Annotated in this window: 26 protein-coding genes and 2 tRNA genes; 4 read left to right on the top strand and 24 right to left on the bottom strand. The window is 68.5% G+C overall.

Features of this window, described 5'->3' with window-relative positions:
- Positions 1-18: 18 nt before the first annotated feature.
- Positions 19-94: transfer RNA gene (locus JT362_RS32450), tRNA-His, on the top strand.
- Between the two features lie 98 nt (positions 95-192).
- Here the strand turns inward: JT362_RS32450 and JT362_RS32445 are convergent.
- The 21 genes from JT362_RS32445 to JT362_RS32350 all read right to left on the bottom strand — a co-directional run bounded on the left by JT362_RS32445 (position 193) and on the right by JT362_RS32350 (position 14,968).
- A complete protein-coding gene (locus JT362_RS32445; RefSeq protein ID WP_260195702.1) occupies positions 193-1,611 on the bottom strand; it encodes a site-specific integrase in 1,419 nt (472 codons plus the stop codon).
- A 24-nt stretch (positions 1,612-1,635) separates the two neighbouring features.
- Positions 1,636-1,938, bottom strand: coding sequence for a helix-turn-helix domain-containing protein (locus JT362_RS35715; protein WP_375546590.1), 303 nt, complete (start codon positions 1,936-1,938; stop codon positions 1,636-1,638).
- A gap of 32 nt (positions 1,939-1,970) precedes the next feature.
- Positions 1,971-3,029, bottom strand: coding sequence for an AAA family ATPase (locus JT362_RS32440; RefSeq protein ID WP_260195701.1), 1,059 nt, complete (start codon positions 3,027-3,029; stop codon positions 1,971-1,973).
- A 52-nt stretch (positions 3,030-3,081) separates the two neighbouring features.
- Entirely contained in the window at positions 3,082-4,065 is a 984-nt protein-coding gene (locus tag JT362_RS32435; protein ID WP_260195700.1) for a bifunctional DNA primase/polymerase, read from the bottom strand.
- 39 nt (positions 4,066-4,104) lie between these two features.
- Positions 4,105-4,680: a hypothetical protein gene (locus JT362_RS32430; protein WP_260195699.1), complete on the bottom strand. Its 576-nt coding sequence runs from the start codon at positions 4,678-4,680 to the stop codon at positions 4,105-4,107.
- Between the two features lie 41 nt (positions 4,681-4,721).
- A complete protein-coding gene (locus JT362_RS32425) occupies positions 4,722-5,507 on the bottom strand; it encodes a DUF4417 domain-containing protein (protein ID WP_260195698.1) in 786 nt (261 codons plus the stop codon).
- Between the two features lie 98 nt (positions 5,508-5,605).
- Entirely contained in the window at positions 5,606-6,265 is a 660-nt protein-coding gene (locus JT362_RS32420) for a hypothetical protein (RefSeq protein WP_260195697.1), read from the bottom strand.
- 209 nt (positions 6,266-6,474) lie between these two features.
- Complete coding sequence (locus JT362_RS32415) at positions 6,475-7,194, bottom strand: hypothetical protein (protein ID WP_260195696.1); 720 nt, start codon at positions 7,192-7,194, stop codon at positions 6,475-6,477.
- Positions 7,194-7,856 carry an HNH endonuclease family protein gene (locus tag JT362_RS32410; RefSeq protein ID WP_260195695.1) on the bottom strand — a complete coding sequence of 221 codons (663 nt, stop codon included), beginning with the start codon at positions 7,854-7,856 and terminating at the stop codon, positions 7,194-7,196. Before JT362_RS32410 ends, JT362_RS32415 begins: the two co-directional genes overlap by 1 nt.
- Before the next feature lie 237 nt (positions 7,857-8,093).
- Positions 8,094-10,388: a zonular occludens toxin domain-containing protein gene (locus JT362_RS32405; protein ID WP_260195694.1), complete on the bottom strand. Its 2,295-nt coding sequence runs from the start codon at positions 10,386-10,388 to the stop codon at positions 8,094-8,096.
- A 21-nt stretch (positions 10,389-10,409) separates the two neighbouring features.
- Complete coding sequence (locus JT362_RS32400) at positions 10,410-11,807, bottom strand: hypothetical protein (RefSeq protein WP_311202784.1); 1,398 nt, start codon at positions 11,805-11,807, stop codon at positions 10,410-10,412.
- Positions 11,804-12,382: a hypothetical protein gene (locus JT362_RS32395; RefSeq protein WP_260195693.1), complete on the bottom strand. Its 579-nt coding sequence runs from the start codon at positions 12,380-12,382 to the stop codon at positions 11,804-11,806. Before JT362_RS32395 ends, JT362_RS32400 begins: the two co-directional genes overlap by 4 nt.
- Entirely contained in the window at positions 12,379-12,609 is a 231-nt protein-coding gene (locus JT362_RS32390) for a hypothetical protein (protein WP_260195692.1), read from the bottom strand. Before JT362_RS32390 ends, JT362_RS32395 begins: the two co-directional genes overlap by 4 nt.
- 5 nt (positions 12,610-12,614) lie before the next feature.
- A complete protein-coding gene (locus JT362_RS32385) occupies positions 12,615-12,860 on the bottom strand; it encodes a hypothetical protein (protein WP_260195691.1) in 246 nt (81 codons plus the stop codon).
- A complete protein-coding gene (locus JT362_RS32380; RefSeq protein WP_260195690.1) occupies positions 12,860-13,018 on the bottom strand; it encodes a hypothetical protein in 159 nt (52 codons plus the stop codon). Before JT362_RS32380 ends, JT362_RS32385 begins: the two co-directional genes overlap by 1 nt.
- A complete protein-coding gene (locus tag JT362_RS32375; protein WP_260195689.1) occupies positions 13,018-13,425 on the bottom strand; it encodes a hypothetical protein in 408 nt (135 codons plus the stop codon). The genes JT362_RS32380 and JT362_RS32375 overlap by 1 nt, the downstream gene beginning before the upstream one ends.
- Entirely contained in the window at positions 13,422-13,556 is a 135-nt protein-coding gene (locus JT362_RS32370) for a hypothetical protein (RefSeq protein ID WP_260195688.1), read from the bottom strand. The genes JT362_RS32375 and JT362_RS32370 overlap by 4 nt, the downstream gene beginning before the upstream one ends.
- Complete coding sequence (kilB, locus tag JT362_RS32365; RefSeq protein WP_260195687.1) at positions 13,553-14,083, bottom strand: plasmid transfer protein KilB; 531 nt, start codon at positions 14,081-14,083, stop codon at positions 13,553-13,555. Before kilB ends, JT362_RS32370 begins: the two co-directional genes overlap by 4 nt.
- On the bottom strand, positions 14,080-14,466 hold the full coding sequence (locus tag JT362_RS32360) for an RRQRL motif-containing zinc-binding protein (RefSeq protein WP_260195686.1): 387 nt from the start codon (positions 14,464-14,466) through the stop codon (positions 14,080-14,082). The genes kilB and JT362_RS32360 overlap by 4 nt, the downstream gene beginning before the upstream one ends.
- Positions 14,466-14,783 (bottom strand): WhiB family transcriptional regulator, encoded by a 318-nt coding sequence (locus JT362_RS32355; RefSeq protein ID WP_260195685.1) that lies wholly within the window; start codon positions 14,781-14,783, stop codon positions 14,466-14,468. The genes JT362_RS32360 and JT362_RS32355 overlap by 1 nt, the downstream gene beginning before the upstream one ends.
- On the bottom strand, positions 14,780-14,968 hold the full coding sequence (locus JT362_RS32350) for a hypothetical protein (protein ID WP_260195684.1): 189 nt from the start codon (positions 14,966-14,968) through the stop codon (positions 14,780-14,782). Before JT362_RS32350 ends, JT362_RS32355 begins: the two co-directional genes overlap by 4 nt.
- A gap of 133 nt (positions 14,969-15,101) precedes the next feature.
- Between JT362_RS32350 and JT362_RS32345 the strand changes: the two genes are divergently transcribed.
- Positions 15,102-15,869: a GntR family transcriptional regulator gene (locus JT362_RS32345; protein WP_260195683.1), complete on the top strand. Its 768-nt coding sequence runs from the start codon at positions 15,102-15,104 to the stop codon at positions 15,867-15,869.
- Positions 15,870-16,538 (top strand): 2'-5' RNA ligase family protein, encoded by a 669-nt coding sequence (locus JT362_RS32340; RefSeq protein ID WP_260195682.1) that lies wholly within the window; start codon positions 15,870-15,872, stop codon positions 16,536-16,538.
- A 279-nt stretch (positions 16,539-16,817) separates the two neighbouring features.
- Here JT362_RS32340 and JT362_RS32335 read toward each other — a convergent pair whose 3' ends face one another.
- Positions 16,818-17,240: a hypothetical protein gene (locus JT362_RS32335; RefSeq protein ID WP_260195681.1), complete on the bottom strand. Its 423-nt coding sequence runs from the start codon at positions 17,238-17,240 to the stop codon at positions 16,818-16,820.
- 2,141 nt (positions 17,241-19,381) lie between these two features.
- The gene (locus JT362_RS32330; RefSeq protein ID WP_260195680.1) at positions 19,382-20,428 is read right to left on the bottom strand and encodes a L,D-transpeptidase; all 1,047 of its coding nucleotides are present in this window, start codon (positions 20,426-20,428) and stop codon (positions 19,382-19,384) included.
- Between the two features lie 340 nt (positions 20,429-20,768).
- Between JT362_RS32330 and JT362_RS32325 the strand changes: the two genes are divergently transcribed.
- Positions 20,769-20,844: transfer RNA gene (locus JT362_RS32325), tRNA-Lys, on the top strand.
- Between the two features lie 952 nt (positions 20,845-21,796).
- On the opposite strand, the gene JT362_RS32320 is transcribed toward JT362_RS32325, so the two are convergent.
- Positions 21,797-22,411, bottom strand: coding sequence for a hypothetical protein (locus tag JT362_RS32320; protein ID WP_260195679.1), 615 nt, complete (start codon positions 22,409-22,411; stop codon positions 21,797-21,799).
- Positions 22,412-22,424: the final 13 nt, after the last annotated feature.

Genomic DNA, 22,424 nt, shown 5'->3' with positions numbered 1-22,424 from the left:
CCCGACTGGGTGGCGATGGTGGGTGTAGCTCAGCTGGTAGAGCACCTGGTTGTGGTCCAGGATGTCGCGGGTTCAAGTCCCGTCACTCACCCCAGAGAACACACAGGTCAGGGCCTCCCCGCGCACATGAGCAGGGAGGCCCTGGCCGTTCGGTGTCCGATTCTGGGAGCGGATTGGGAGCGGGCTCCCGGATCAGGCTCCCCGGTGCTCGCGTAGAAGTCGGTCCAGGATGGGCACCGCCGACCGCGTCGAGATCCGGAGTCGTTCCGTCAGGGACTGCTCCCACATGGCCTGGAGCGCGCTCTTGAGCGCCTCGCGCATACTCGCGCTGACGTGGCTGTAGACACCTCGCATGCCGGGTACCTCGTGGCCCATGCGCTCTGCCTGGAGCGGGTAGGGGATGCCGGCCTCGTCCATCCAGGTCTGGTGCCCGTGGCGCAACCCGTGGGGCGTCAGGCCCGGCTGGATCGGCAGCCAGGACGCGAACCTCGTTGCGCCCCCTGGCCGCGGCCGGCCCCGCCCGCCGGGTGGCTCGTAGACGGGCATCTGCGCATCCGCGTACGGCCACGGCGGCACGAGCTTGCCCGGCCACGGGTGCGCCTGGTCGACGAGGACGGGCATGCGCGCTCGCGGGCGAGTTCCATTCCGTTCCGGGTACACACCATCAGCCGCCGGACGGAAGAAGCGCGCGCCGTAGTTCGACCGCCGAAAGTGTCCACCCCGTCCGCCGAGAAACACGTATTCAGCTCCCGTGCACCAGGGGATATCGCTGTCTGCCCCTTCGGGGTACCGGCATGTACAGGCGAACCGCGCCGCTTTCTCCAGATGCTCCGCCAGGATCTTGCCCAGGAAGTTCGGCAGGTCGATCGTACGCATCGAGCCGTCCTTCGGGCGCCCCCGGTAGAAGTGCCCGTCGAGTTCGTAGAGTTTCCAGTGGACGTCCACAGCATCACCATGGACTCGATCTGGCGCCAACCCCAGAGCCTCACCCCACCGCATTGCCGTGTAGGCGATCGTGATGGTCATGGTGAAGTCGGTTTCGAACCCGGACAGCACGGCAGCACGCTCCGCGAGATGTAGCGCTTGCGTTGGCGACGTCCACCCCTTTTCCTGCTTCTCGATGCGAGCGATCCGCCCTTGCCCCTTCCGTCCCTTCCCCCGTTTGCGTTCTGACGGGTTGCTCTGGATGTGACGCGGGATCGCGTCGGCGAGAACTGTCGTCAGGGTGGATCGCGCACCGGCCGCCGTACGCTGGGACAGGCCACTTCCCCTGAGCTGTTTCTCCCACTTGGCGATCTCGTGCGTGGTCAGCGTATTGAGCGCGCGCTGACCGAACGCGGGCAGGATATGATACTCGATCATGTATCGATAATTGCTCAGCGTGGTGGGCTCAAGGTCCAGAGAGGGAAACCAGTCGTTCACCCACTCGGTCAACGTGATACTGCCAGCGCGTGGGTCGACGTAGGTACCCTTCCGAATCTCGGCTTCCCGGTCTCGGCCGTAGTCGACCGCATCCGTCTTGGTTTCGAACCCGGACAAGCCCTCCAACGTGCCATCAGGGCCACGCCACCGGGCGCGCCACAGGTTTCCGCGCTTTTCCGCGTACGCCACTTGTAGGTTCCTTTCGACGAATGGTCAGGCCGCCCGCGCACGAGGCTTGGCTCGGAGCTGACTCGTTGTTCTGCTGACGCTGGTGTTGGCTCGCCGCCGAGTCGTATCGCTCGGCGGATTCGGCGTCGGCGAGTTTGGTCCCGGCTCGAAGATGTGCACGATCTCGTTCAGGTGCCGCGCGGTGAAGCGGTAACACCCACCCAGCAACGAAAAGGGGATTTTCCGCGCGGCGGCCTGCCGTTCGAGCCAGCCCTTGCGCACACGGAGGATGTCCGCGGCTTCCTCCGTCGTGTAAAGAACCGGCGGGTCGGCGGGCAGTCGGTCCACAGCGTGACCGGGCCTGGGTGTCACTGGAGGTGTCACAGGTGTTCTCCCTGGTCAGAGGGGGTGGAGTGACTGAGTGACAGGTGTGACACCGGTGACGGGTCACCGGGGGTGTCACTCGGTTCGGGTGGGTAGTAGGCGCCGCCGGGCGTCACGCGGAGTTGGCCCTTGTCGGCCATGCGCGCGAGGGTTTTCCGGATGGTGGCGGCGGGCTTGTCGAGCGCTTTGGCCAGGTCGGCGGGTTTGCTGCCGGGGTAGTCGCGCACGAGGCGGATGAGGTCCGCGCGGGTGTCGCCGAGTTCGTAGTCACCGGCCGGGCCGTCGAGTTTGGTCCAGGCACCGGAGCGCGGGTCGAAGCTCATCGCGTAGTCGGTTTCCTCGACGTCGCGGCCGGTGACGTGCAGAACCCCGTCCGCCTGTCCACGGGAGCGCTGGAGCACCAGCGTGGCGTCGGCGGCGCCGGTAAGCCCGTTGGTGCCGGACACGAGGTCTTGCCAGTCCTCGGCGCCTTGCTTGCGGACGTGGTGGATGAGCAGGAACGGCACGCCGTAGGTGTCGGCGATGACCTTGAACCGGGAGGCGGCGGCGTAGTCGGCGGCGTAGGCGGAGATGCCGGGGGCGGTGGCGCCGCGCATCTTCTCGAAGGTGTCGATGATGACCAGCCGGGCGCCGGGGTTCTCGTTGAGCCAGTCCACGATGACGGCGTCCCCGCCGGCCGTCATGGTGGGGCAGGCGGTTTCCAGGGTGAGCAGGTTGGCGGCCCGCCCTCCGGCGGCGAGCATCTGCCGGCGGCGCCGTTGGAGCCGGCAGCCGGTGTCCTCGAGCGCGCAGTAGAGGACCGGCCCGCGCTCGACCTCGATGCCGCCGAGTGCGGGGTCACCATTGGCGATGTCGGCGCCGAGACCCAAGCTCAGCCACGACTTGCCCAACTTCGGCGCCCCGGCGAGCAGGTTCAGGCCCTCGGAGAGCAGGCCGGGCACGGCCCACCGCACGGGCGGGAACTCCTCGCGCATCAGTTCGGCGTCGGTCCACCGCGTCCGCCGTTCCGGGCGGGCCGGGACGGGGTGTAGGGCGCGGGTGGGTGAGGTGCTCACGCTGTCCTCCGTTCGGTGTCCGGGAGGCGTCGCGTGTCGACGCCCCTGTGCATCAGGCGACCTTTCGGCGTCGGATGGCGCCGCCCTTGGCGAGGCCGGAGCGGATCGTTGCGCGGGCTTGGGACTCGGGGTAGGCGCCAACGGCGATGTGGCGGCCGGCGGCGGTGAGCAGAGCGGCTGTCACGTCCCCTTCGGCGAGCGCGCCTCCGGCGACGAGCTGGCCAAGCGCGCACGCGGCGGCGTAGAGGCTGGCGTTGCGCTGCCCGTTCCGGGCTTGTTCCACGTGCTGACACTCCATGCGCACGGCGGCCTCCAGGTACCGCGAGCGCCGCGACGACCCGACCGAGACCGGTCGGGTTGAGCGTGGCGGTCGCGGCGCGGGTCGCAACAGGTCGACCAGCCATGCGGGCAGCGGCGCCGGCTCGCGGTCCACGACGATCCGGTAGGCGCCCCGAGCCACCACCGACCCGGGTGCGACAAGGTAGCCGCCGTGCGCGCGGGTATCGACTCGCCATCCGATGCCCTTGCCCTTGTCTCCCACTGTGCTGCGTAGCTCCACTCCGGATGGTGCGCGGAAGTAGAGGTGCACCCCGCCAGACGGAGTGGCGGCAGTAAACGTGTCGACCGGCACAGGCTGGCCATGGTGTTCGGCGAGCACCGCGAGCACGTCTTGCCCGTCCCGCACGCCGGGCAGGTTCCATGGCGGCGGCGGGGCATCACCCTTGTCGGTGTCGAGGTCGACCACGACCAGACCGGACGGGCCGGTCGCGATTCCGATGTTGTACGGGGCTCGTGACCAGGCGGCGCGGATGCGGCCAGGGTCGGTTGTAGCCCGCTGCTCCCACCCGACGTGCCCGTTCGCGCACGGCCCGGTGTCGGTGCAGTTCTCCTTGCCGTGCAAGGCCGGGTACTTCTTGGTGCCCGGACGCAACGGGAACACGTGCCAGCCACGCGAGGCGGCGTCCAGCGCGGCGGTCAGCAGAGCGGCCGTGTTGGACGCGGCCGACCCGGAGCCTGCTCGGTTGGTGTTAGTCACTGTTGTCCTCCACTGTGGATGGTCGATCGGTGGGTGGCGTTAGCCGAGGTTGATCCAGTGGTTGTCTTGGTTGCCCATCCGTAGTGCGGCGTCGCGGACTGCTTGCGGCTTGGTGAAGGCGTAGTCGTCGGCGGTGAAGTTCGCCTCCCGGCGGTTGCTCATGCGTCGCAGGACGGCATCGACGGTGCTGCGGTCGAGTCCGGGGTGGAGCATCGAGCGGAGGTTGGCCAGGTTGATGTAGTCGCGGCCGTCGCGGTCGAGGGACCGGGCTCGGTCGAGGATGTGGGCGGTGATTTCGGCTTCGGTGCTGGGTGGTGGTTCGGTGTAGGTCGGTGGTTGCAGGTCCGGGAGGTAGTTGCCTGGGTCGGGCATGGTCCGAACCCGTTCCTGTGCTGTCGCGCGCTCGGTGTGGTCGTGCTCGGGTGGGGTGGTGTCCGGTGCCTGCGTGTCGTCGCGGGCGAGGAGCCGCTCCAGCGCGGGCGGTAGCTCGTCGTCGTCGCGCTCGACCTCCGGGTCGGTGTGGTCTTCGGGCCGGAATGTGGCGTCCGGCGGCAGCAACGGGTCGTCTGTCGGGAACTCGCTGGCGAGCGTGAGCGGCTGCGGTTCCTGGCTCATGCCGCCACCGCGTGGCCGTCCCTTGCTTCCTCTGCCGCCCATCACCGGTCACCCCCGCCGGTCGTGCTGTGGGGCTTGTCCCAGCGGGACGGGTAGCACCGCACCCGCGTCCCGGCGGGAGCCTGCTCGGTTGGGGGTTTGCCGTACACGAGCACGGTCGACGGGCGGAGTTGGTCGAGCATGGCGGCGTAGCCGGCGGTGAACAGGGCGCGGGCTTCGGGGTCGCGCCAGGTACCCACGGTCGACACGGCGACCACCGACCCGGTGGGGATACCGGCGAACGCGAACCCGGTCCGGGGGTGGTAGGTGTCTGGTGTGGACCAGGACACGGTGGGCACGACCGGGATGCCGTGGGCGAGGAGCCAGGCGCCGCACCAGCGGGAGCGGTAGACCTGCCACAGCTGCATCACCAGCGGCATGTCCCGCCACAGCGAGAAGTCCGGCGTGAGCGCGGCACCAACCGAGCAGCACCGGGACAGGCCGCGCTCGGGTTTGGTCCACACGGTCTCGAAGCGGTAGTCGTCCAGGAAGAAGTGGACCGCGTCCCGCTGCCCGGTCCGCTCGCGGCGGCCGGCGGCGGCGAGGCACTCGGCGCGGGAGCTGTAGGCCACCAACCGAGCAGGCTCGACTGTGGCGGCCGGCAGGTCGGGGATGCCCCACTCGTTGTTCGAGGCGAACAGGGCGCGGGTGTTGAGCCGGTCCCACCCTCCGGGCATCTCGCCCCAGCGGTGGGAGGACTTCGTGGCACCCAACTCCAGCACCGGCCCGGTCCCGGCGAGCCTGCTCGGTTGGGGTGGTGCTGGGGAAGCGGTGGGCGCGGTGCTCATGCCGCTACCTCCTCGCGCATCAGTTCGGCGTCGGTCCACCGCGTCCGCCGTTCCGGGCGGGGCCGGGACGGGGTGTAGGGCGCGGGTGGGTGAGGTGCTCACGCTGTCCTCCGTTCGGTGTCCGGGAGGCGTCGCGTGTCGACGCCCCGGTCGACACGCGACGCGTCGTGTGCCACCACGGCGGGACGCGACGTGTCGTGTAGGACCTGACGTGACGGGTCGGTGAAGGCGTGCCAGGCGCGGGTGACGGCACCGGAACCGGGGAACAGGTCATCGAAGGAGTCGCCAGCTGCGGCGCCGAGCAGGTCGAACAGCCAGCGGCAGAACGCTGCCGGTTTGGCGCCGATCACCCGTCCCGGCAGGGTGGTCATCGGGGACACGCCGTGCACAAGGGAGTCCACGCGTCGGGTCGCGCCGGCGTCACGCGACGGGTCACCCGGCCGACCGCCGTGGTAGATCACCGGTTCCCACGCGTTGAGCGGCCACCGGCTCGCGGCCGGGCGTTCCCCCCTGTGCCACGCTGCAACGCGGATCCCGGGCGGGCAGAGCGCGAGCACGGCCGGCAGCGCGGCGGCGGAGGTGGATAGCGCCCATCCGTCGTAGGTCGACAGGCGACGGATCAGGTCAGCGTGATCGACCTCCCCGGCGTAGTCCGGGTGTCCGCGATACAAGTGCGCCTTGCCCGGGTAGGGCGGATCGGCGTACGCGAGGCGTAGCGGGCGGCCGGGGTCGACGGCTTGCGCGGGACCGCGTTGCATGGTGCGGCTGAACCGGTGCCGCGCCTGCCGGCATCGCACCGAGCAGCACACCGCGTCCCGACGCGCACCTGACGGGATCGGCCCGTGGCACCATGCGCACACGCGTCGTGTCTGCAGCGGTTCGTCGACACACGACGCGTCGTGCCAGGCCTCCCGCGACGCGTCGGTCCCGCCGGCTGGCACGACGCGTGTGGTTGTCCTCGCGCTCATCAGGCATCACCCCGGTTGTCCCGTGCGGGGCGGTGAGGTGTCACGTCCCTGCCGTTGATGACGATGCGGTTGTCGCCGGTCACGGCGTGCGGTGTGTTCTGACCACCGCCGCGGGTGACGATGATGTTGCCGTTGCCGATGACGTCGCCTGGTCCGGCAGCGCGGCGGCGGTCAGCGCGACGGGCGGCGCGTCGGTGCGCGTCGCGCGCTGCTCGCGCCCGGTCCCGGCTCGCCGCGGCGGCGCGGCTGCGGTTCTCGGGGCGCGGACGATCCGTCACGTCCCCTTGGCGCGCATGGGGTTCGGTGGGTTCGGTGGGCGTCACGTCCCCCACCACTTCGGGCGTGCCGTTGGGTCCGCAGATGGAGATGTGCACCGGTTCCTGCGGGGAGACGAGGGTGAGGTTGCCTTCCCCGGTGACCGGCCCAACCCCGGCACCACGACCGGCGGGCTTGGGCTTCTTGCGCTGCTTGAGTTCCGCTCGTGTCTCAGCGTCTCTCTGCGCGCTCGCGGTGGGCGTCACGTCCCCGGTGTCGGGTTGCTGGTCGGTGGGCACCGAGGTGGGCGCGGTGGCCTCCTGGGTGCTGGGTTGGTCGCTGGTAGCGGTGTCTGGTGTTGGGGTGGCTGCCTGGCGGCGTCGGGCGCGGTAGGCGCGGGCTCGTTGCGCGGCGGCGGCTTTGCTGGTGCTCGGGCCGTGGCAGCGGCGGTGTTTGCGGCACATCAGGCACCACCGCCCTGTTCGGTGCAGGTGGCGAGCATCGCGGCGAGCGCGTCCCGCTCGCGGCGGTCGACCGACAGGCGGTAGGTGTGTTTGGTGGTGATGTAGGCGGTGGCGTAGCCGCACCACTCGGCGACGTTGTCCGGCTTCCACCGGGTCGGGTCACCGTCGCCCTTGGCCGTGTTCGACGATGCGGACGCGGCGACGAGGTTGGCGGGGTCGTTGGCGAACCGCTCCCGCTCGCCCTCGGTCCAGTCGGCGCCGCCGGATCGGTGGGCTTCGGCGAGCGGCACGCGATGGTCGATGTGAACCTGGGACGGGTCGCGGAGCCGAACGTTGTCGTAGGGGCTGTGCCAGCACGCCGGCCCGGTCGCCGGGCACACCGGTCGGCAGTCGGCGCCGGGCCGGGTGCCGGTGCTCTGCTCGGTGAGCACGATCTCGCGGGTGTCGCAGCCGCGGCCGTGGGAGGTCCAGTCGCCCCAGGCGTCGCGGTCGTAGGGGGCGGTGGTGTTCTCCGGGTGGACCGGCAGGACGTCGAGCGCGGCGGTCTCGCCGGCCGCGTTCGGGGTCGTGGTCAGGGTGGGCAGGCAGCCGGTCACGGCCAGCGCGGCGGTGGCGGTGAGTGCGGCGAGGCCGGTCAGGACGGTGGTTCGGGCGGTACTCATCTGCTCTCCAGATAGTCACTGTGGGTAGTGGCGTGTGGGCGTGTGAGGGGAAGGGAGGGAGGCACCGTGGTGTCTCACGTTCCCTGGATTTGGGGGGTTTCAGGTGGTCAGGGCGGTGTGGTCCCTTGCCTCCCTGGCAGGGGGTTTGTGCTGCTCAGCGTGAGGGAGGCGGGGTGAGGGAGGCGGTGAGGGAAAACTCCCTCGGTTTCGGTGCCTCCCTGGGTTGCCTCCCTGGCGTTAGGCGGTGTCGTCGCCCTCGTGTTCGTCACGGACGGTGATGGCTTCGCGGATGCGGGCGGCGCTGATCTGCATGGCTCCTTCGGTTTTGTAGGGCGCCGCTTCGTGCTCGGTGAGGAACGCGGTGAGGTCGCGGGCGGTCCAGGGCTGGTAGGTCGGCCGGTGCAGCTCGACCAGGCGTTGCAGCACGTCCAGCGTCTTCATCCGCGGCGCGTCACCGAGCACGGCGGCGATGTCGGCGAGCGAGTCCCGCTCCGGTTCCCGCTCGGCCGGGGTGGTGGTGATGCCGTGCTGGTCGCGGAGTTGCAGGGCGCGGGCGGTGACACGGTGGGCGTCGTCCTGGTTGACGAAGAAGGTGCGGAGCAGGCCGGGCTTGGCGGTGAACCCGCGCTGCATGCAGGTGCCCACGTCGCCAGGGCCTTCGTCGGTCTTCGGGGTCAGGCCCACGGCGGAGATCCCGGCTTTGTAGGACCCAGAGCCCAGCACGGCATCGTTGGCCTGGTGGTCACCGATCGCGAAGCACGCCTTGTTGCTGGTAACCGTGATGATCTTGCGGGGGCAGGCGTCCTTGGACGGTTCGGGCGTGAGGAACATCAGCGTGATGGCGTATTTGCGGGCGGTGGAGATGAGCTTGACCGCGGTCTCGATCGCGTCCCGGCCGTGCTCGCTCATGAACAGGTTCTGGCACTCGTCCACGACCATGATCCGGGGCCGGAGTCGACTGTCTTTCTCGGCGAGTGCCCTGGTCACAGCACGTGCGTCGTGCTCGCGGAGCGCCCGGCCGCGCACTGAGACCTCCTCGAACAGGTCCGAGAGCATCCCCATGCAGGCATTCACGGTCTCGTCACCGGCGCCGGCGACCAGGGATCGCAGGCGGGGTTTCATGGGCTCGTAGTCGGCGTTCTCGGCCATCACGACGACGTCGATGTCGACCAGCGGGTCGAGCATCGCCCCGAGCAGCAGCGTGATGACCTGCGTGGACTTGCCCGAGCCCATCATGCCGCCAACGAAGTAGTTCGCCTCGAATAGCCGGCCGCGCACCATGTCGCCCTTGATCGTGACCCCTACCGGCACGCCCTCGAAGTAGTCGGCGCGGGTGTGGTCGAGGTCGTCGAGCAGGGGCCAGGGGTCGACCGGCCCGGACAGCGCACCGGGCTTGGCGACCCACAGATCCAGCACGGACGGGCTGGGTTCGGTGGGCCACACCTCGATCGGGTAGCGCACAAGGTTGTGCGCGAGCATGGTCTTGCGCTTGACGATCTCCTCGACCGGACACGACAACGGCAGGTCGATCTGAGCACGCCAGCCCTTGCCGTCGACGTGCGGGACCTGCCGGAATCGAGGCTTCCAGCCCTCCTTCACCGCCTGCTTGAACCCCGGAATGTTCAGCCCGAGCAGGGCTTTGATGATCGTGCCTTCGTCGGGCAGTCGATCGAGGGAGTCCCCCTCGCCCTGATCGTCCGGAACCGACAGCCACGCCGGCATCTCGGCGTGGGTGCGGCCCTGCGCATACAGGTAGCCCGCGCCCAGGACCGTGCCGGCCAGCAGCATCACAATGCCGTAGGTGGTGAGGAACCACACCGCGAACGCGACCGCGTCGAACACCGCGGCGATCGGGCCGATCACGTCGGTGAACTGGCCGGAGTCGATCGCCAGGATCACCCCGAGGACCAGCAGAAACGCGGCGAGACCAACCACGGCGATCACCCCGGCCTTGACGAGCTGACCCGGTAGGCGTGCCCAGTCCATCACCCGCTGGTGACGCCGTTGTTTCTCGGCGTCACGGGCTTCCTGCCAGTACCGCAACGCTTCCTGGTCCCCAGCGGCCTCCGCCGCGCGCATCTGCCGCTCGAACCGGTTGACGCTGTGGGAATCCCGCCACCGACGTGCCACCACACCCGCGCCCGCCAGCGGGTAGGCCACCGCGTGCCGAAACAGCGCGCGGGTCCGCCGGTGGGTCGCGACCGTCCTAGTCAGCCGCGCCACGGCCACCACGTCCCGCCGGTAGCCGCGGTACCGCTCGACTGCGGCCTGCCGCTGTGCCGCGCGGTAGTCCTCGTCGGACACCAACTCGGCGTCCAGCACCTCACAGTCCAGCACCTCACCAGCCCGCTCGACCGCGGTCCGCCCTGGCCGGTCGATCGCCTCGATCTCCGTCGTCGACCGGTCGACGACGACCCGGTCGGTGCGGTGGGATGGCAGGTACCGCACGTTCGTCACCTCGTCCTGCTCGCCCGGGTCGACGGTCGAATCGGTGGGATCGGTGTGAGGGTTGTCGCTCGGGGTGGTGGTCATCGGTGTCGCCTCCTTCGTCGGTCAGTCGGCCGGGCGGTAGGTGTCACGGAGCTGCCGGGCACGCGCCGGGGAGCAGCGCAGCGCGCGGCGGATCGACTCCGCTGAGGTCGGGTCGATCGAGGCGGGATCGGCGTCGATCGCCGCGTGCAGTGCCGTCCGCAGTTCCTCGATCGACCGCGCCTTCCGCACCGCCTTCTGCACCGACCTCCCGGCCGTCTTCCGGGTCGACTTCCGGGCCGATGTTCGGGTCGCGCGGGAGCGGGGTGCGCGGGGACGGTCGGCGTCGATCGGGGTCGATCCCGACTGCTCACCGTGCTGGTCACCGTGCTGGTCAACGTGGGGGTTGGGTTGGTCGGGGTCTAGGGTCGCGACACCACCACCGCTCCCGATCCCGGTGGCGCCGGTGTCGCTGCCGGTCGGGTGGGACGGCCGGTTGTCCGGGCCGGAGCCGGCCTCAGGGTCGGGTCGGGTGCCGGGGTAGGCGTCGGCGGCGATCAGCGCGGCCAGCTCGTGGTCGAGGTCATCCCACCCGGAGTCGAGCGCGGGGGTGACCGGCAGAGCCGGCAGTGTGGTCGCGGTGAGCCTGCCGTGGCGCCACGGCGCGACCCGGGATCGGGTGAGGCGGTAGTGCCCGGGGGTGAACAGCAACCGAGCAGCCCCGGTGTGGTCGATCTCGGCGACCGCCGCGCGGACCGCCGCCCGCCGCACCCGCGCCGTCTTGGCCATCGCGCGCCGCTCGATCCGCGCCGTCTCACGCTCGCCGCGGTCCCGGCGGGGTGCGGCGGTGACGAGTTGGTGGGCCATGACACCGGCGACGCTCGCAACCGCCATCACCACCCCGGCCACCGGCCCCGGCACCAGACCGGCGACCAGCGGGCGACCGGACAGGCCGTGCAGGAAGTTCAGGCCGGCCGCCACAGCCGCGAACGACCACACCCCGACCTGCAACGCCCACACCGGACGGTCCACCCCGTCCCGGTCCGCGCGGTGGCGGGTCAGGTGCACGGCGAACGCGAACGCCCACATGCCCAGCTCGGTGATGACCGGCAGCGCGTACCCGGCCGCCGACCCGTACACCTCGTGCCCGAACGCGGCCATCGCCGGCACCGCCATCACCGCCGACACCACCGCCAGCGGGTAGACCATCAGGTCCACCGTGTGCGCCGACACCCACCCCCGCGCCCGACCCCAGGCCGCGCGGCGCCGGTCCCGCACCCGGTCCCGCTCCGCCCGCCGCTCCGCGTTCCGGCGTTCGGCCAGCACCGCCGCCTGCTCACGGCGAGCCTGCTCGGTTTCGGTCTGCGCCCGGGCACGCATCGCCTCGATCTGCGCGGCGGCGATCGCGTCCTGCCGCGCCTGCTCCGCCCGCGCGGCGTCGTTCAACCGCCGCTGCTCGGCCCGCTCGGTCTGCCAGCTCACCGCACACCCCCGGCCCGCTCGATGGCCTGCTCGTCGTCCCGCTCGGCGGTGTCGTTCGAGGTCTCCTCGTCGGTCCCACCGTCGGTCCCACCGGGCTTCTCGGCGGGCGTCTCGGCGGCGTCCTCGGTGGTGGGCTTCTTGGTGGGGAGGTCGCGACCGGCCTTGATCGCGGCCTGCTGCCGCGCCACCCGCACCTCGTGCACCGTCCACCCGGCACCGACCACACCGGACACCAGCCACGCCCACGGCGTCACCGCGACCGCGACCCCGGCCGGCACGACCACACCGGCCAGCTCGCCGAGGTGCCACCCGAACCACGATGCGACCCGCGTCGCCCGGTCCGGCGCACCCGCCGACGCCTTCGGGTCCACCCGACGCATCACCAGCACCTCACCGCCCCGGCCCGGCACCGTCCACACCGCACCAACCTCGGATGCCGTGCGCTGTCCGGTCTCGGCCAGCGCGGCGGCCGACGTGGCGGCCTGCGCTTCCGCGCGCTCGTTCATGTCCTCGCCCTCACACTCGCGACCGATCTCGTGGTTGACCTCGTGGTTGAACTCGGGGTGCACGCTCATCGGACTCCCTCCCCCGCAACACGTCCCGACCCGCCGAACGGTCGCGGGTCGCGGGACACCGCGCTGGTCACCGCACCGTCCACACGCGACATCGCCGCGTTCAGCACCGTCACCAGCAACAGCACCGGCAGCCGCACCAGGTGCAGCGCCACGAACACCAACAGCGCCAACACGAACCGCAGCAACGCCCACGTCCCGTACCGCGCCAACACATCACTCGCGCTCATCGCGGTCACACCTCCACCAGGTCGAACCGCGCGTGCAGCTCGGCCCACGTCGCGTGATGCCGGCCATCGGCGGTGTGCCACAGCCCGTCCAGGCCGGGCTCCCACCTGCGCATCAGGTCATCCCGCACCCGCGGCCAGTCCACCGGGTCCGGGGTGGCGCCGAGACCGGCCGCCAGCCACACCCGCGGCCGAACCCGGCCCGCCCGGGTCGTAGTCGCCGTAGTCGTCGTTGTGGTCGTGGTGGTGGTCATCACCGCTTCCCCGCCTTCCTCGCCGCCTGGCAGGCCGGGCACGACGCTGACGACGCGAACCACCGCCGTTGCGGGTCGGTCAGCACCAGCCCGCACAGCGTGCGCACCGTCCCGTCCCACCAGCTCCGCGTGCCCTCGTGCACGTACTCCTTCGCCATCACGCACCCCCGGCCCGGGAACCGAGGGCGGCGTCCAGCGCTCGAACCGCGGCGTCGTGCTGGCCGATCAGCTCAACCACCGCGTCGTTCGCCGCGTCCAGCTCCGCCCGCAGGCCCGCCGTGTGCTCGGCCGTGTGCTCGGTGACGATCTCCGTGACCAGGTCGGTCAGCGCACCGACGTGCACCGCCAGACCACTCCGCGAGGCGGTCATAAACCGGTGCGTCTGGCCGCTGAGCCGCGTCCGGACGAACTCGACCGTCACCCGGTCCGGCACCGTGTCCGGGATCGTGTTGACGCCTACCATGGGGTTGGGAGCCCCGGCCCGGCGGGAGTTGCTGCCAGGCGTCGTCACCGCCGGGCCGGGGTTGTTCAGGGACAAGGCGGTCATGGCATCCGTGCTGCTCATGCCGTCATCTCCTTGTGCTCACTGGTTGTCGGTTGCTGCCGGTCGGCCTGGGCCTGCTCACGCTCGGCCTGGGCGGCGCGGGCGTTGCGGGCTTCCTGCCGTACCCGCCGCACCTGGCGCGCGGTCGTCATCGCGACTCCTTCCATGAGGACTTGGCGGACACCCGGCCCGGGGTCACGTCCAGCACGCCGCCGACCGCGGCGAAGAACTCGGCTGCCGCACTCACCAGCCGATCGCTGCCGTCCAGCGCGGCCTGCCGCCGCGTCTCCAACTCGACGAGGGTCGGGGCGTCGTGCATCGCGAACGTCGCCCGGGCCGCGGCCCTCGCTGCGTCCGCCAACGCCGGAGCGAGGATGCTGACCGTCGTCCACGGCGCTGTCACCGCGGACCGCGTCACATGACTGGTCGCCCGCGCGTCCGCCACAGCCTGAGCGTCGGCGCCGGACAGCCGCCGGTCCTCCAACACCCACATCGCGCGCCGGTGGTCCGCCAGCGCCGACACCAACGCGGTCACCGCAGCCAGCACGTCCGTGCCGCGCGCCTCCCGGCGGTTTTCCCGCCGCTCCCGCCGCGCCGTCCGCGCCTGCACCAACACCGGCACCAACCCACCGGCCAGCGTGCCGGCAACCGCGATCACGCTGGTCCACACCGCGCTCACGCCGCCACCCCCTCGCGTGCCGAGGTGCACGGCCAGCACCGCCGGCCAACCGAACGCGGCAGGCGGAAGGCCCACACCCGACCGCAGCCGGTGCAGGTCCGCAGCACCCGCTCCGCGCGCCGCAACGCCGCAAGCTGAGCGGTGGTCGCGCCCGGCGACGGGACCGCGAGGTCACGCCGGTACAGGGCCGCCCACCGCTTCCCGCACCGCCACACCAGTTGCGCCGCAACCTCCTGGCCGCCCGGGCACAGCCCGGCCGCACGCAGCTGCCGACGCGTCGCCAACCCGGACGGCGCGGACCGGAACCGGAACGTGGGCAGACCGTTCTCCATCCGGCCCGGCCACCGGTCACCCGACCACGGCAACGTCACCATCGCGGTCATCACGCGGCCTGCCGATCCGTGTCGTCGGCCGCGGCGGCAACACGCAGCGCAACGCGTTCCCGCGCGGTGGTGCCGCCCCAGATCCCGGACAGCTCCGGACGGCCCACCGCGTAGTCCCGGCACCTGTCGAGCACCGGACACCCCGCGCACACCGCCTTAGCCGGCCGCAGGTCGCCGCCCTTGCCAGGGAAGAACTCCTCCGGGTCGGTCTGCGCACACAGCCCGTCCCGCATCCACTCGGTCGACGCCGGGTCACCGAGGTCGAGCAGCTCCCACAACGAATCCGTTCGGTTCACCGCACGCTGTGCGAGCTTCATGCCGCACCACCCGGCACCACACGCAGCAACCGGGCCGCGTCCCGACGACGCGCCCGACGCTCCGCCCGCGCCAACGCCACCTCATCCACGCCCGGACCGACCAGCACACCAGCCCGGTGCGCGTCCATCGCGTCCTGCAACGCAGACGACAACAGCTCCAGGTCAGACAGGTCAGCAGTGTCCATCCGATACTCCCCTTGTCCTCTTGTCATCCGGTCCTATTGAGGACCTGAGGAGACCATAGGCACAGAGGCATCGAGACGTCAAGTCCTCATGAGGACTACAGTGCAGGCGAGCGAGCTGAGGAGGAGTTAGAACTTGACCAGCGCACGTGCACCCAAGTACCAGCGCATCGCGGACGCGCTGCGCTCGGAAATCCGAAACGGCACGCCGCCGGCCGGCGAGCGGATGCCAGCCGAGACTGACCTGGTGGAGCGGTTCGGTGTCAGCCTGCCCACAGTGCGGCAGGCGCTAGGCGTGCTCCGCACCGAAGGCGTCATCGAATCCCGACAGGGCATCGGCACCTTTGTCCGCGATAACCGACGGCTACAAAGGCGTTCTCGAAATCGATACGGGCGCGCCCGGGATGACAAAAAACTACTGACAGCACATCTCCGACACGAGATCATTTCGGCTCAACCCGAAGAACCACCCCAAGAAATCTCGGCGCTGCTGGACGAGCCGACAAAACGAATTCTGGTCCGGCGACGGCGGCTGATAAACCCTGACACGAACCGGCCAGAAGAACTCGGAGCAAGTTATCTTCCTGGCGAGTACGTCTTCGGCACCTTCCTCGAAACGACTGATGTGGTACCAAAGGCACTCTTTCTTTGCATCGAGGATCTGTCTGGAAAACGGTACGTGCGCGCGGAAGATAAGTGGCAGGTTCGCATCGCCTCCGACGATGAGGTAGACCGCCTGGAACTCCCAACCGGAACCAACGTAGTCCACCTAACGCACGTGGCCCGCGCGGCGGATGACACCGTCCTGGAGATTAGCGAATCAGTGTGGCCCGCGGACCGGGTTGTCATACTTGACGAATACGACCTGAATGACGAAATCTCCGCTCGACCCTCGGAGGTGTAGGTGACCAATCCTGAACCGGTAATTCCACCAGCGCATCGCCTGACTAACCACTGGTACAGCCGAGCAGGTTGGCATCCGGGAAGGCTATTCGATACCTGGCACTTGGTGTTCGATGATGCGCCACTCCTGCACGACCTGGCGACGCGGTGCAAGAACTCGCTCGCTGACTTGCCCGGACTGAACTACGTGCCAAATGAGTGGCTCCACATGACGGTCCAAGGTGTGGGGTGGACGGATGAGCTATCGAGCCAGGACCGAAACGCCGTGATTCATCGTGCCGCGGCGGAACTCAAGGAGTTGGGCGCACGAGACATTACAGTGGGACCGCCAATCGTCAAGGGCGAAGCGCTTGTGCTTGCGGGCACTCCTGTCAGGTTCCTCGTGGACATACGAGATCGGCTGCGGGTCGCCGTGCAGCAGGCACTGGGCCGCGCGCCGTGGGAAGCTGCTGAGCAAGCCAAAGGCTTCATGCCGCACGTCAGTATCGCGTACGCACAGAACGACGCAGATGCCGCACCCTACGCCGCCGCCCTGGGGAAGGTGTCTCCCGCGAGCGTACGGGTTCCGATCCGACATGTTGCGCTCATCCGCCAAGAGCGCCAACTAGACCCGAACTGGCGCTACGTCTGGCAGGAACTAGCCCGTGTTCCCCTCAAGGTCGTCCAGTGAATCACGGTGTGACACCAAGTCCCCCGGTCACAGGTGTCACACCTGCCACTCTGTCACTCAACCCACTCTGACCTGCAACAACAGGTGTGACACCGGAGTGACACACCTACTCCGTACAGCCTTCCCACTCTTTCTCTGTGTCACAGGTGTCAGGTGGACGTAGTTACCGGAGGTGCGGGCAGTCATGCCTGACAACGGAGTCGAGTTCCGCGAGCGCTTTCGCACTCCCTTGCTGTTGCCTGGGCCCGCGGCCCGCAAGTCACTCGAAGCGCGTACTCGTCAACCGTACTTTCGGCGAAGCTCGCCGGCTCGCTCAATTGCTTCAATGCAGGCTTTACGTGCTGCCTCGACATGCATCATCTGACGATCCTGATGCACACTTGAGGAAGACGCGAACGCGCGGCGGTACCCGGCCCTCGCCTCGCCGACGAGCCTGTTGAGCTTATCGTCCACGATCTGGGTATTCAGGACCGCCAGTAGCCGCGTCTCCCGCTTCTTCGGTTCGTCGGTGAACCATGCGAGTCTCTGGCCGGCGGCGGTGAGCTCGGCGAGTTGCTCCATGAGCCATCCGAGACTCGCCAGTAGATCGGTCGAGGGCACCTTCCGGCCGTTCCTGCGCCACCTCACCTCCATACTGAGCGCTGCGAAACCGGCGAGCCCTCCGAACGCTGCCACAATTTGAGCCACATCGACCACTCTCATGGAAGTGTCGTCGTCGCACGAAGCTCTGGCATTACGTCCAGCCGGAGGGGCTCGACCTGTTCCCACGCCTTACGATCGAGAAGGCAGGCTGCAACCTCGCAGGGTGTTGCACCTCGGTCGAGCCTGACATCGAGGGCGGCTGCGAGCAGCCGAACTGCATCCCGCTGGTGCACGGAGTTCGGCGGAAGACCGGCGAATAGCACAGGTCAGGGCAGCAGCCGACGTTGGACTGCCCGGCCGGAACCCGGTGGGCAGTCGGCCCACACCGAACCTACTAGCACACAGACCGGGCTCAAGTCAACTCCGAGGGGTTCGATAGCCTGCCCGAGACTTGCACGGCCAGGGCACTTCACCTTGCTTGCTGCGGTTGCTGCCGCTCCCGGACGACCCGGGGTCGGAAAGGCCGGCTTCGGGTGACGAGGAGGAGTTGCCCATGGACACGCGAGTCACAAGTCACGTCCCCCCTGAAGGGGATGGTCGTGGCAGATGGTGGCGGCTGGTGCTGCTCGCGGCGCTTGGGTTCGATTTGCTTGCAATTATGAGCGACGAACCCAGCACCGAAGCGGCAGCCGGGCTCGTCGCCTGGATCCTCGGGAGCCTCCTGGTTTTGGTCGGCTAGGTGGGCTGGAGGACCCAGCCAGCAAGGGCCGGGGACGCAGTAGCTCCCCGGCCTGCGCTGGCAAATCTTCACTACTTACAGGTGCGCCGCAGAGGCGTCTACCAGCAGGTTCGTCCCCTGGGACACACTGTCTGCATCACACACTACAACACTGGAGTGTGTGACACAGCGCGTCCCCACACCGTTGTATCGCGCGACATCTCCAGAGGACCGCAGCACCGCTTCTGACCTGGCAACACACCCCTGGGAGTGGCTCGCGTCGCAGGCGTCACAGGCCGAACCTGATCCTCCGATTTCGGGGCGTCGACCAACGTTCAGCAGAGCTGAGTAGCAGAATCTACGAGAAGTGCGTGGCGCACTGGTGTAACGCCTGTCACTCTGTCATGTAATGCGCGCTGACCTGCGGAAACAGATGTGACACCGGAGTGACACACCTACTCCGTACAGTCTTCCCACCCTTCTCTTGTTAGAACAGCTGGCCATCCGGGAGCGTGTGGGGGTAGCCGAACGGCATCCCCGCCCGCACCGTTGTGACACTTCGAGACTGGTCCTGGGTGTCACACCTGTCACTCTGTCACTCAACGGGCTCTGACCTGCGACAACAGGTGTGACACCGGAGTGACACACCTACTCCGTACAGTCTTCCCACTCTTCTTCTGTGTCACAGGTGTCACGCCAGTGGGCATGTTCCTCCAGAGAGACAAAAGAGGCTGGAGCAGGGGGGGGGAGATCACCTGGCTAACTTGCGCAGGTGATCTCCCCCTTTCTGCTCCAGCCTCTTTGGCATTGAACGTGGCGTGCACTCCGACTTGAGGTGACAGTGGCCCTAATGTCGGTTACCAACCCGAGGACGGAGCGCCCAATTTCGGCCGTGCTGGACGCCGTAGCGCTCCGACCAGATGTGGTGTCGTCCTTGCATCACCAGCGATAGGCGAAGCCCGTGAGCGGAACCAGCCGGCCCGGTCCGAGGTACTTATCTGGGGGGGGACTACCCGGAGTGGGTCGGGCTCTCCTGCGAGCGGAACGAAGGGCCGTGCGTATCCCTCTCCTGAGGGTCTGCGCTGCTGCATCGTTCCCTCGTACCAGGTCCGTCCGCCAACGTGGCCGCCCGCGCCCAACGGCGAGTTGCACTCAGGCGCGAGCGCTCGCGGCTCGTGTCCGGCGAGTGGGAGCGAAATGGGAGCGGGCATGTGCGGTCAGGGGTGGCCACGTGCGGTCAGACCCCCTCAGTAGGTGCCCTTGACCTGCACATCTGTCGATGACGAGGGACGCGCCGCGTACTGGATCTTTGTTGTGGTCCAGGATGTCGCGGGTTCAAGTCCCGTCACTCACCCCATGGTGTTCGGGTGTTCGGTGGCCCTCCGGGGCCACCTTCCCCGGCGTGGGGTTTCGTCATTTCATCTGGGGGCCGAGCCCCCAGACCCCCACGGTGCGAGCTTCTGGTGAACCAGCGTGGTTGGGTTTGGTGTTGACCAGCGCTGACTGGCTTTCGTTCCTTGCCAGCGCTGGTCCTCTTTGTTTTTTACCGGTTTCCCTTTTTGTATTCGTGCCAGGGGATCTGCCAGTCACCTAGGCCGTCCCAGGGTTCCAGGGCGGGACCACCGGAGTTCTTGACGACGATGATGTCGCCTTTTTGGGAGATGTTCTGGAGCCAGGTGGCGTGGGCGGTGGTCATGTTGATGCAGCCGTGGCTTACGTTGTCTTGGCCTTGGTCGGCTACTGACCAGGGTGCTGAGTGGTAGAAGATGCCGCTGTTGGACATTCGGCTGGCAATGTCGACGTAGGTGCGGTAGCCGGCCGCGGAGTCGGTCGGGACGCCGTAGGTGCTGGAGTCCATGGTGTAGCCGAGGTGTTCGCTCATGACGACGTAGGTGCCGTGCGGGGTTTCGTGGCCCGGCTTGCCCATGGAGATGGGGATGGTGCGGGCCAGTTTGCCGTCGACCTTCACTTTCATGGTGTGCGTGCGACCGTCGGCGACGGCGGTGATGGCGCGGCCGATGGTGATGTTCGCTGTCCGGTCGTTGTTGCCGTAGACGCCGTTGCCGAAGTTCTTGCCGTAGATGGCGGCGTTGATTTTTACCTTTGTTCCGGCGGGCCAGTAGTTTTTGGGGCGCCAGTGGACTTCCGAGTCGTCGAACCAGTAGAAGGCGCCTTCAACCGGAGGCGTCGTGGTGATCTGGATGGCGCGTTCGACAGCGCGCTTCTTGCTGATGTCGGTGTCGAAGTAGAAGGCGAGCGGCTGCCCGACACCGACGGTCTGCCCGTCGAGGGGGTTCATGGAGAGGTCGGCACGGAGGGCAGGAGTGATGGTGCTGAACGTCGAGGTGAGGGTGGCGGGCTTGCCGTTGGTGCCCATTCCGGTGGCGGTGGCGGTGTAGGTCCGGGTGAAGCCGAGGGGCTCGGTGGTCTGCCAGGTGGTGGCGTCGGGAGACAAGCGACCGCGGACGGGCTCCCCGGCATCGTTCTTGAGGACGACCCGGGTGAGCTTCCCCCCGACAGCCGCGACCGTGATCGGGGCGCCCGGGGCGATGCCCGTCGCGTTGTTACCCGGCGTGATCGACAGCTTCACCGGCGTGGGTGGTGGAGTAGCCTTGGTGGAGGAAGTCTCCCGGGAGGAGTCGTCGCTCCGCCGCGGCTCCGCGTCCGGGGTACCCGTACAACCGGCGGCGAGAGCCACGACCACCAGCGACAACGCCACCATTCCACCCGTCCGTCGACGACTCCCACGCCATGCCGCCATCGCTACCTCGCCACTTCGCTCCGTGTCCACTGATCCACTCGTTAGTGTGCCGGATTCCCCCTACAGCCCAGAGCCGGATGGACAAGCTCGTAGGGGAATCCGGTTTCGGGGGCCCGGAGGGCGCGTGCTACGGTTTGCGCGTGCTGTTGGAGGGCACCTTCCAACAGGGGCGCCGTTAGCTCAATTGGCAGAGCAGCTGGCTCTTAACCAGCGGGTTCGGGGTTCGAGTCCCTGACGGCGTACCACCCAGACCGCAGGTCGGCTGCTACCGCTGACCTGCGGTTTTGTAGTTGCATACGGTCATCGGTCATCGTTCCGCTCATCCACATCGGCTAGATGGGTGCTCCGTGGGCGCTCCTCGACGGGGAGTGGGCGGACGCCAAGATCAATCGGCCCACCGCACGGCGGGTCCTGCCGACGGACGAACGCCTTGATCGCGACGAGGTCTTTTCTGGCTGCGACGCGCGGGAGCAGCCAGCGGGCGCGGGGAGGACGGCGGCGGGCCGGTCGGCGCCATTGTGACCAAGGGAACAGCCCCGCGCCAGCGGGGCTGTTCCCTTGGTCTGCGTGTTGATCCAGTGTCGTCCTGCGTAAGCAGGGGCTAATCCTTCGGCAAGCGTCCTCGAAACGCTGCGACAAACAGAGGCGCGCGCTGACGAGATTCCGAATCCCGATGGCTGGCGTTGGGTGCTCCTTGGGCGTTCCATGACGACGACCCGAACCTGCACACCACGACTGGGCGCCACCATGAGACCTGGGAGTGATGTGATGCCGCTCTAGCGATCCGTCCACCATACTGCTGGCTGCTTTGACGAACGGCGCCCTTCTTCGCCCTCATGAGATGCGGATTGCTTGCACTGGACCCGCTTGCTAACGCCGGGTCCAGTGCCACGGCGCAATAGCCGCTCCACGCGGGTTGGCGGACACGATTAGTTCGGCTAGTACTTCGTCAACTACCTCAACCCCAAGAGATTGATGTTTCGCACAGGCGACACCTCATGATCCCGTCGCCGCTTGACCACGCTTCGCCGCGCGCACACTCGGCGCAGTAGTCGCGCGGAACGCGATACCGAATGATGCCTGCCGTCGGGCGGCCCGGTCACAAACGCGAGAGGCTGAGGGTTGATCACCTTGCCCATGTTGCATGCCGCTGGTTCTCACCTCGAAGTCCACGGAGGGATGGATCGAGTCCCGCCTTCATTCGGTATGGGGCGGCACCGGATGGGTCCAGATCTCCTTGGTGTGGGTCGGCAGTGGGCCGGTCAAGGGGGGCATCGAGCGAGTGTAGATGGGAGGGACGACGTCGTTGCCCTGTCGCACGTCGAATGACATGGCCGGGTAGTGGTTCCGCAGAGCCTCGGTGAAACCGTCGGCCGCGTTCGAGGTCGTGACTCGCACGCCCGAGCCGTCGACGGCTGGGCCGACGGCGACAACGGTCGTGCCGCGGGTCTTCCAGTAGTCGCGGTCGTCCATGAGGCGGTCGCCTGCCGCTGTCATCTCGGTCAGGCTGTACCGCGCGTCGCGGAACTCCACGCGCACCTCGGGTGCGGCGCGGGAGACCTTGGCGTCCAACGGGGGGTCCGGCTTGCGGTAGACGATCAGTGCGGGCACGTCCTGGCGGATCTCGAGTCCGGCGAAGGTGTCCGGGAACGACTGTTCGAGCATGGGTTGCACCGCCGCCGCGGCGGCGCGCAGCGCCGGATCGGTGACCTTGGTCGAGGGATCGCCTGGCGTGCTGTGGTTTGCTCCGCAGGAGGTCAGGGTGACGACCGCCGCTGTGAGCACCGAAATAGTGGCCGCGGTCCGCATCATCTCGACTCCGCAT

It is taken from the genome of Actinophytocola gossypii (genome assembly GCF_025165815.1).
In the GTDB taxonomy this organism is placed as follows: domain Bacteria; phylum Actinomycetota; class Actinomycetes; order Mycobacteriales; family Pseudonocardiaceae; genus Actinophytocola; species Actinophytocola gossypii.
This window is presented reverse-complemented; position numbering and strand designations above follow the sequence as displayed.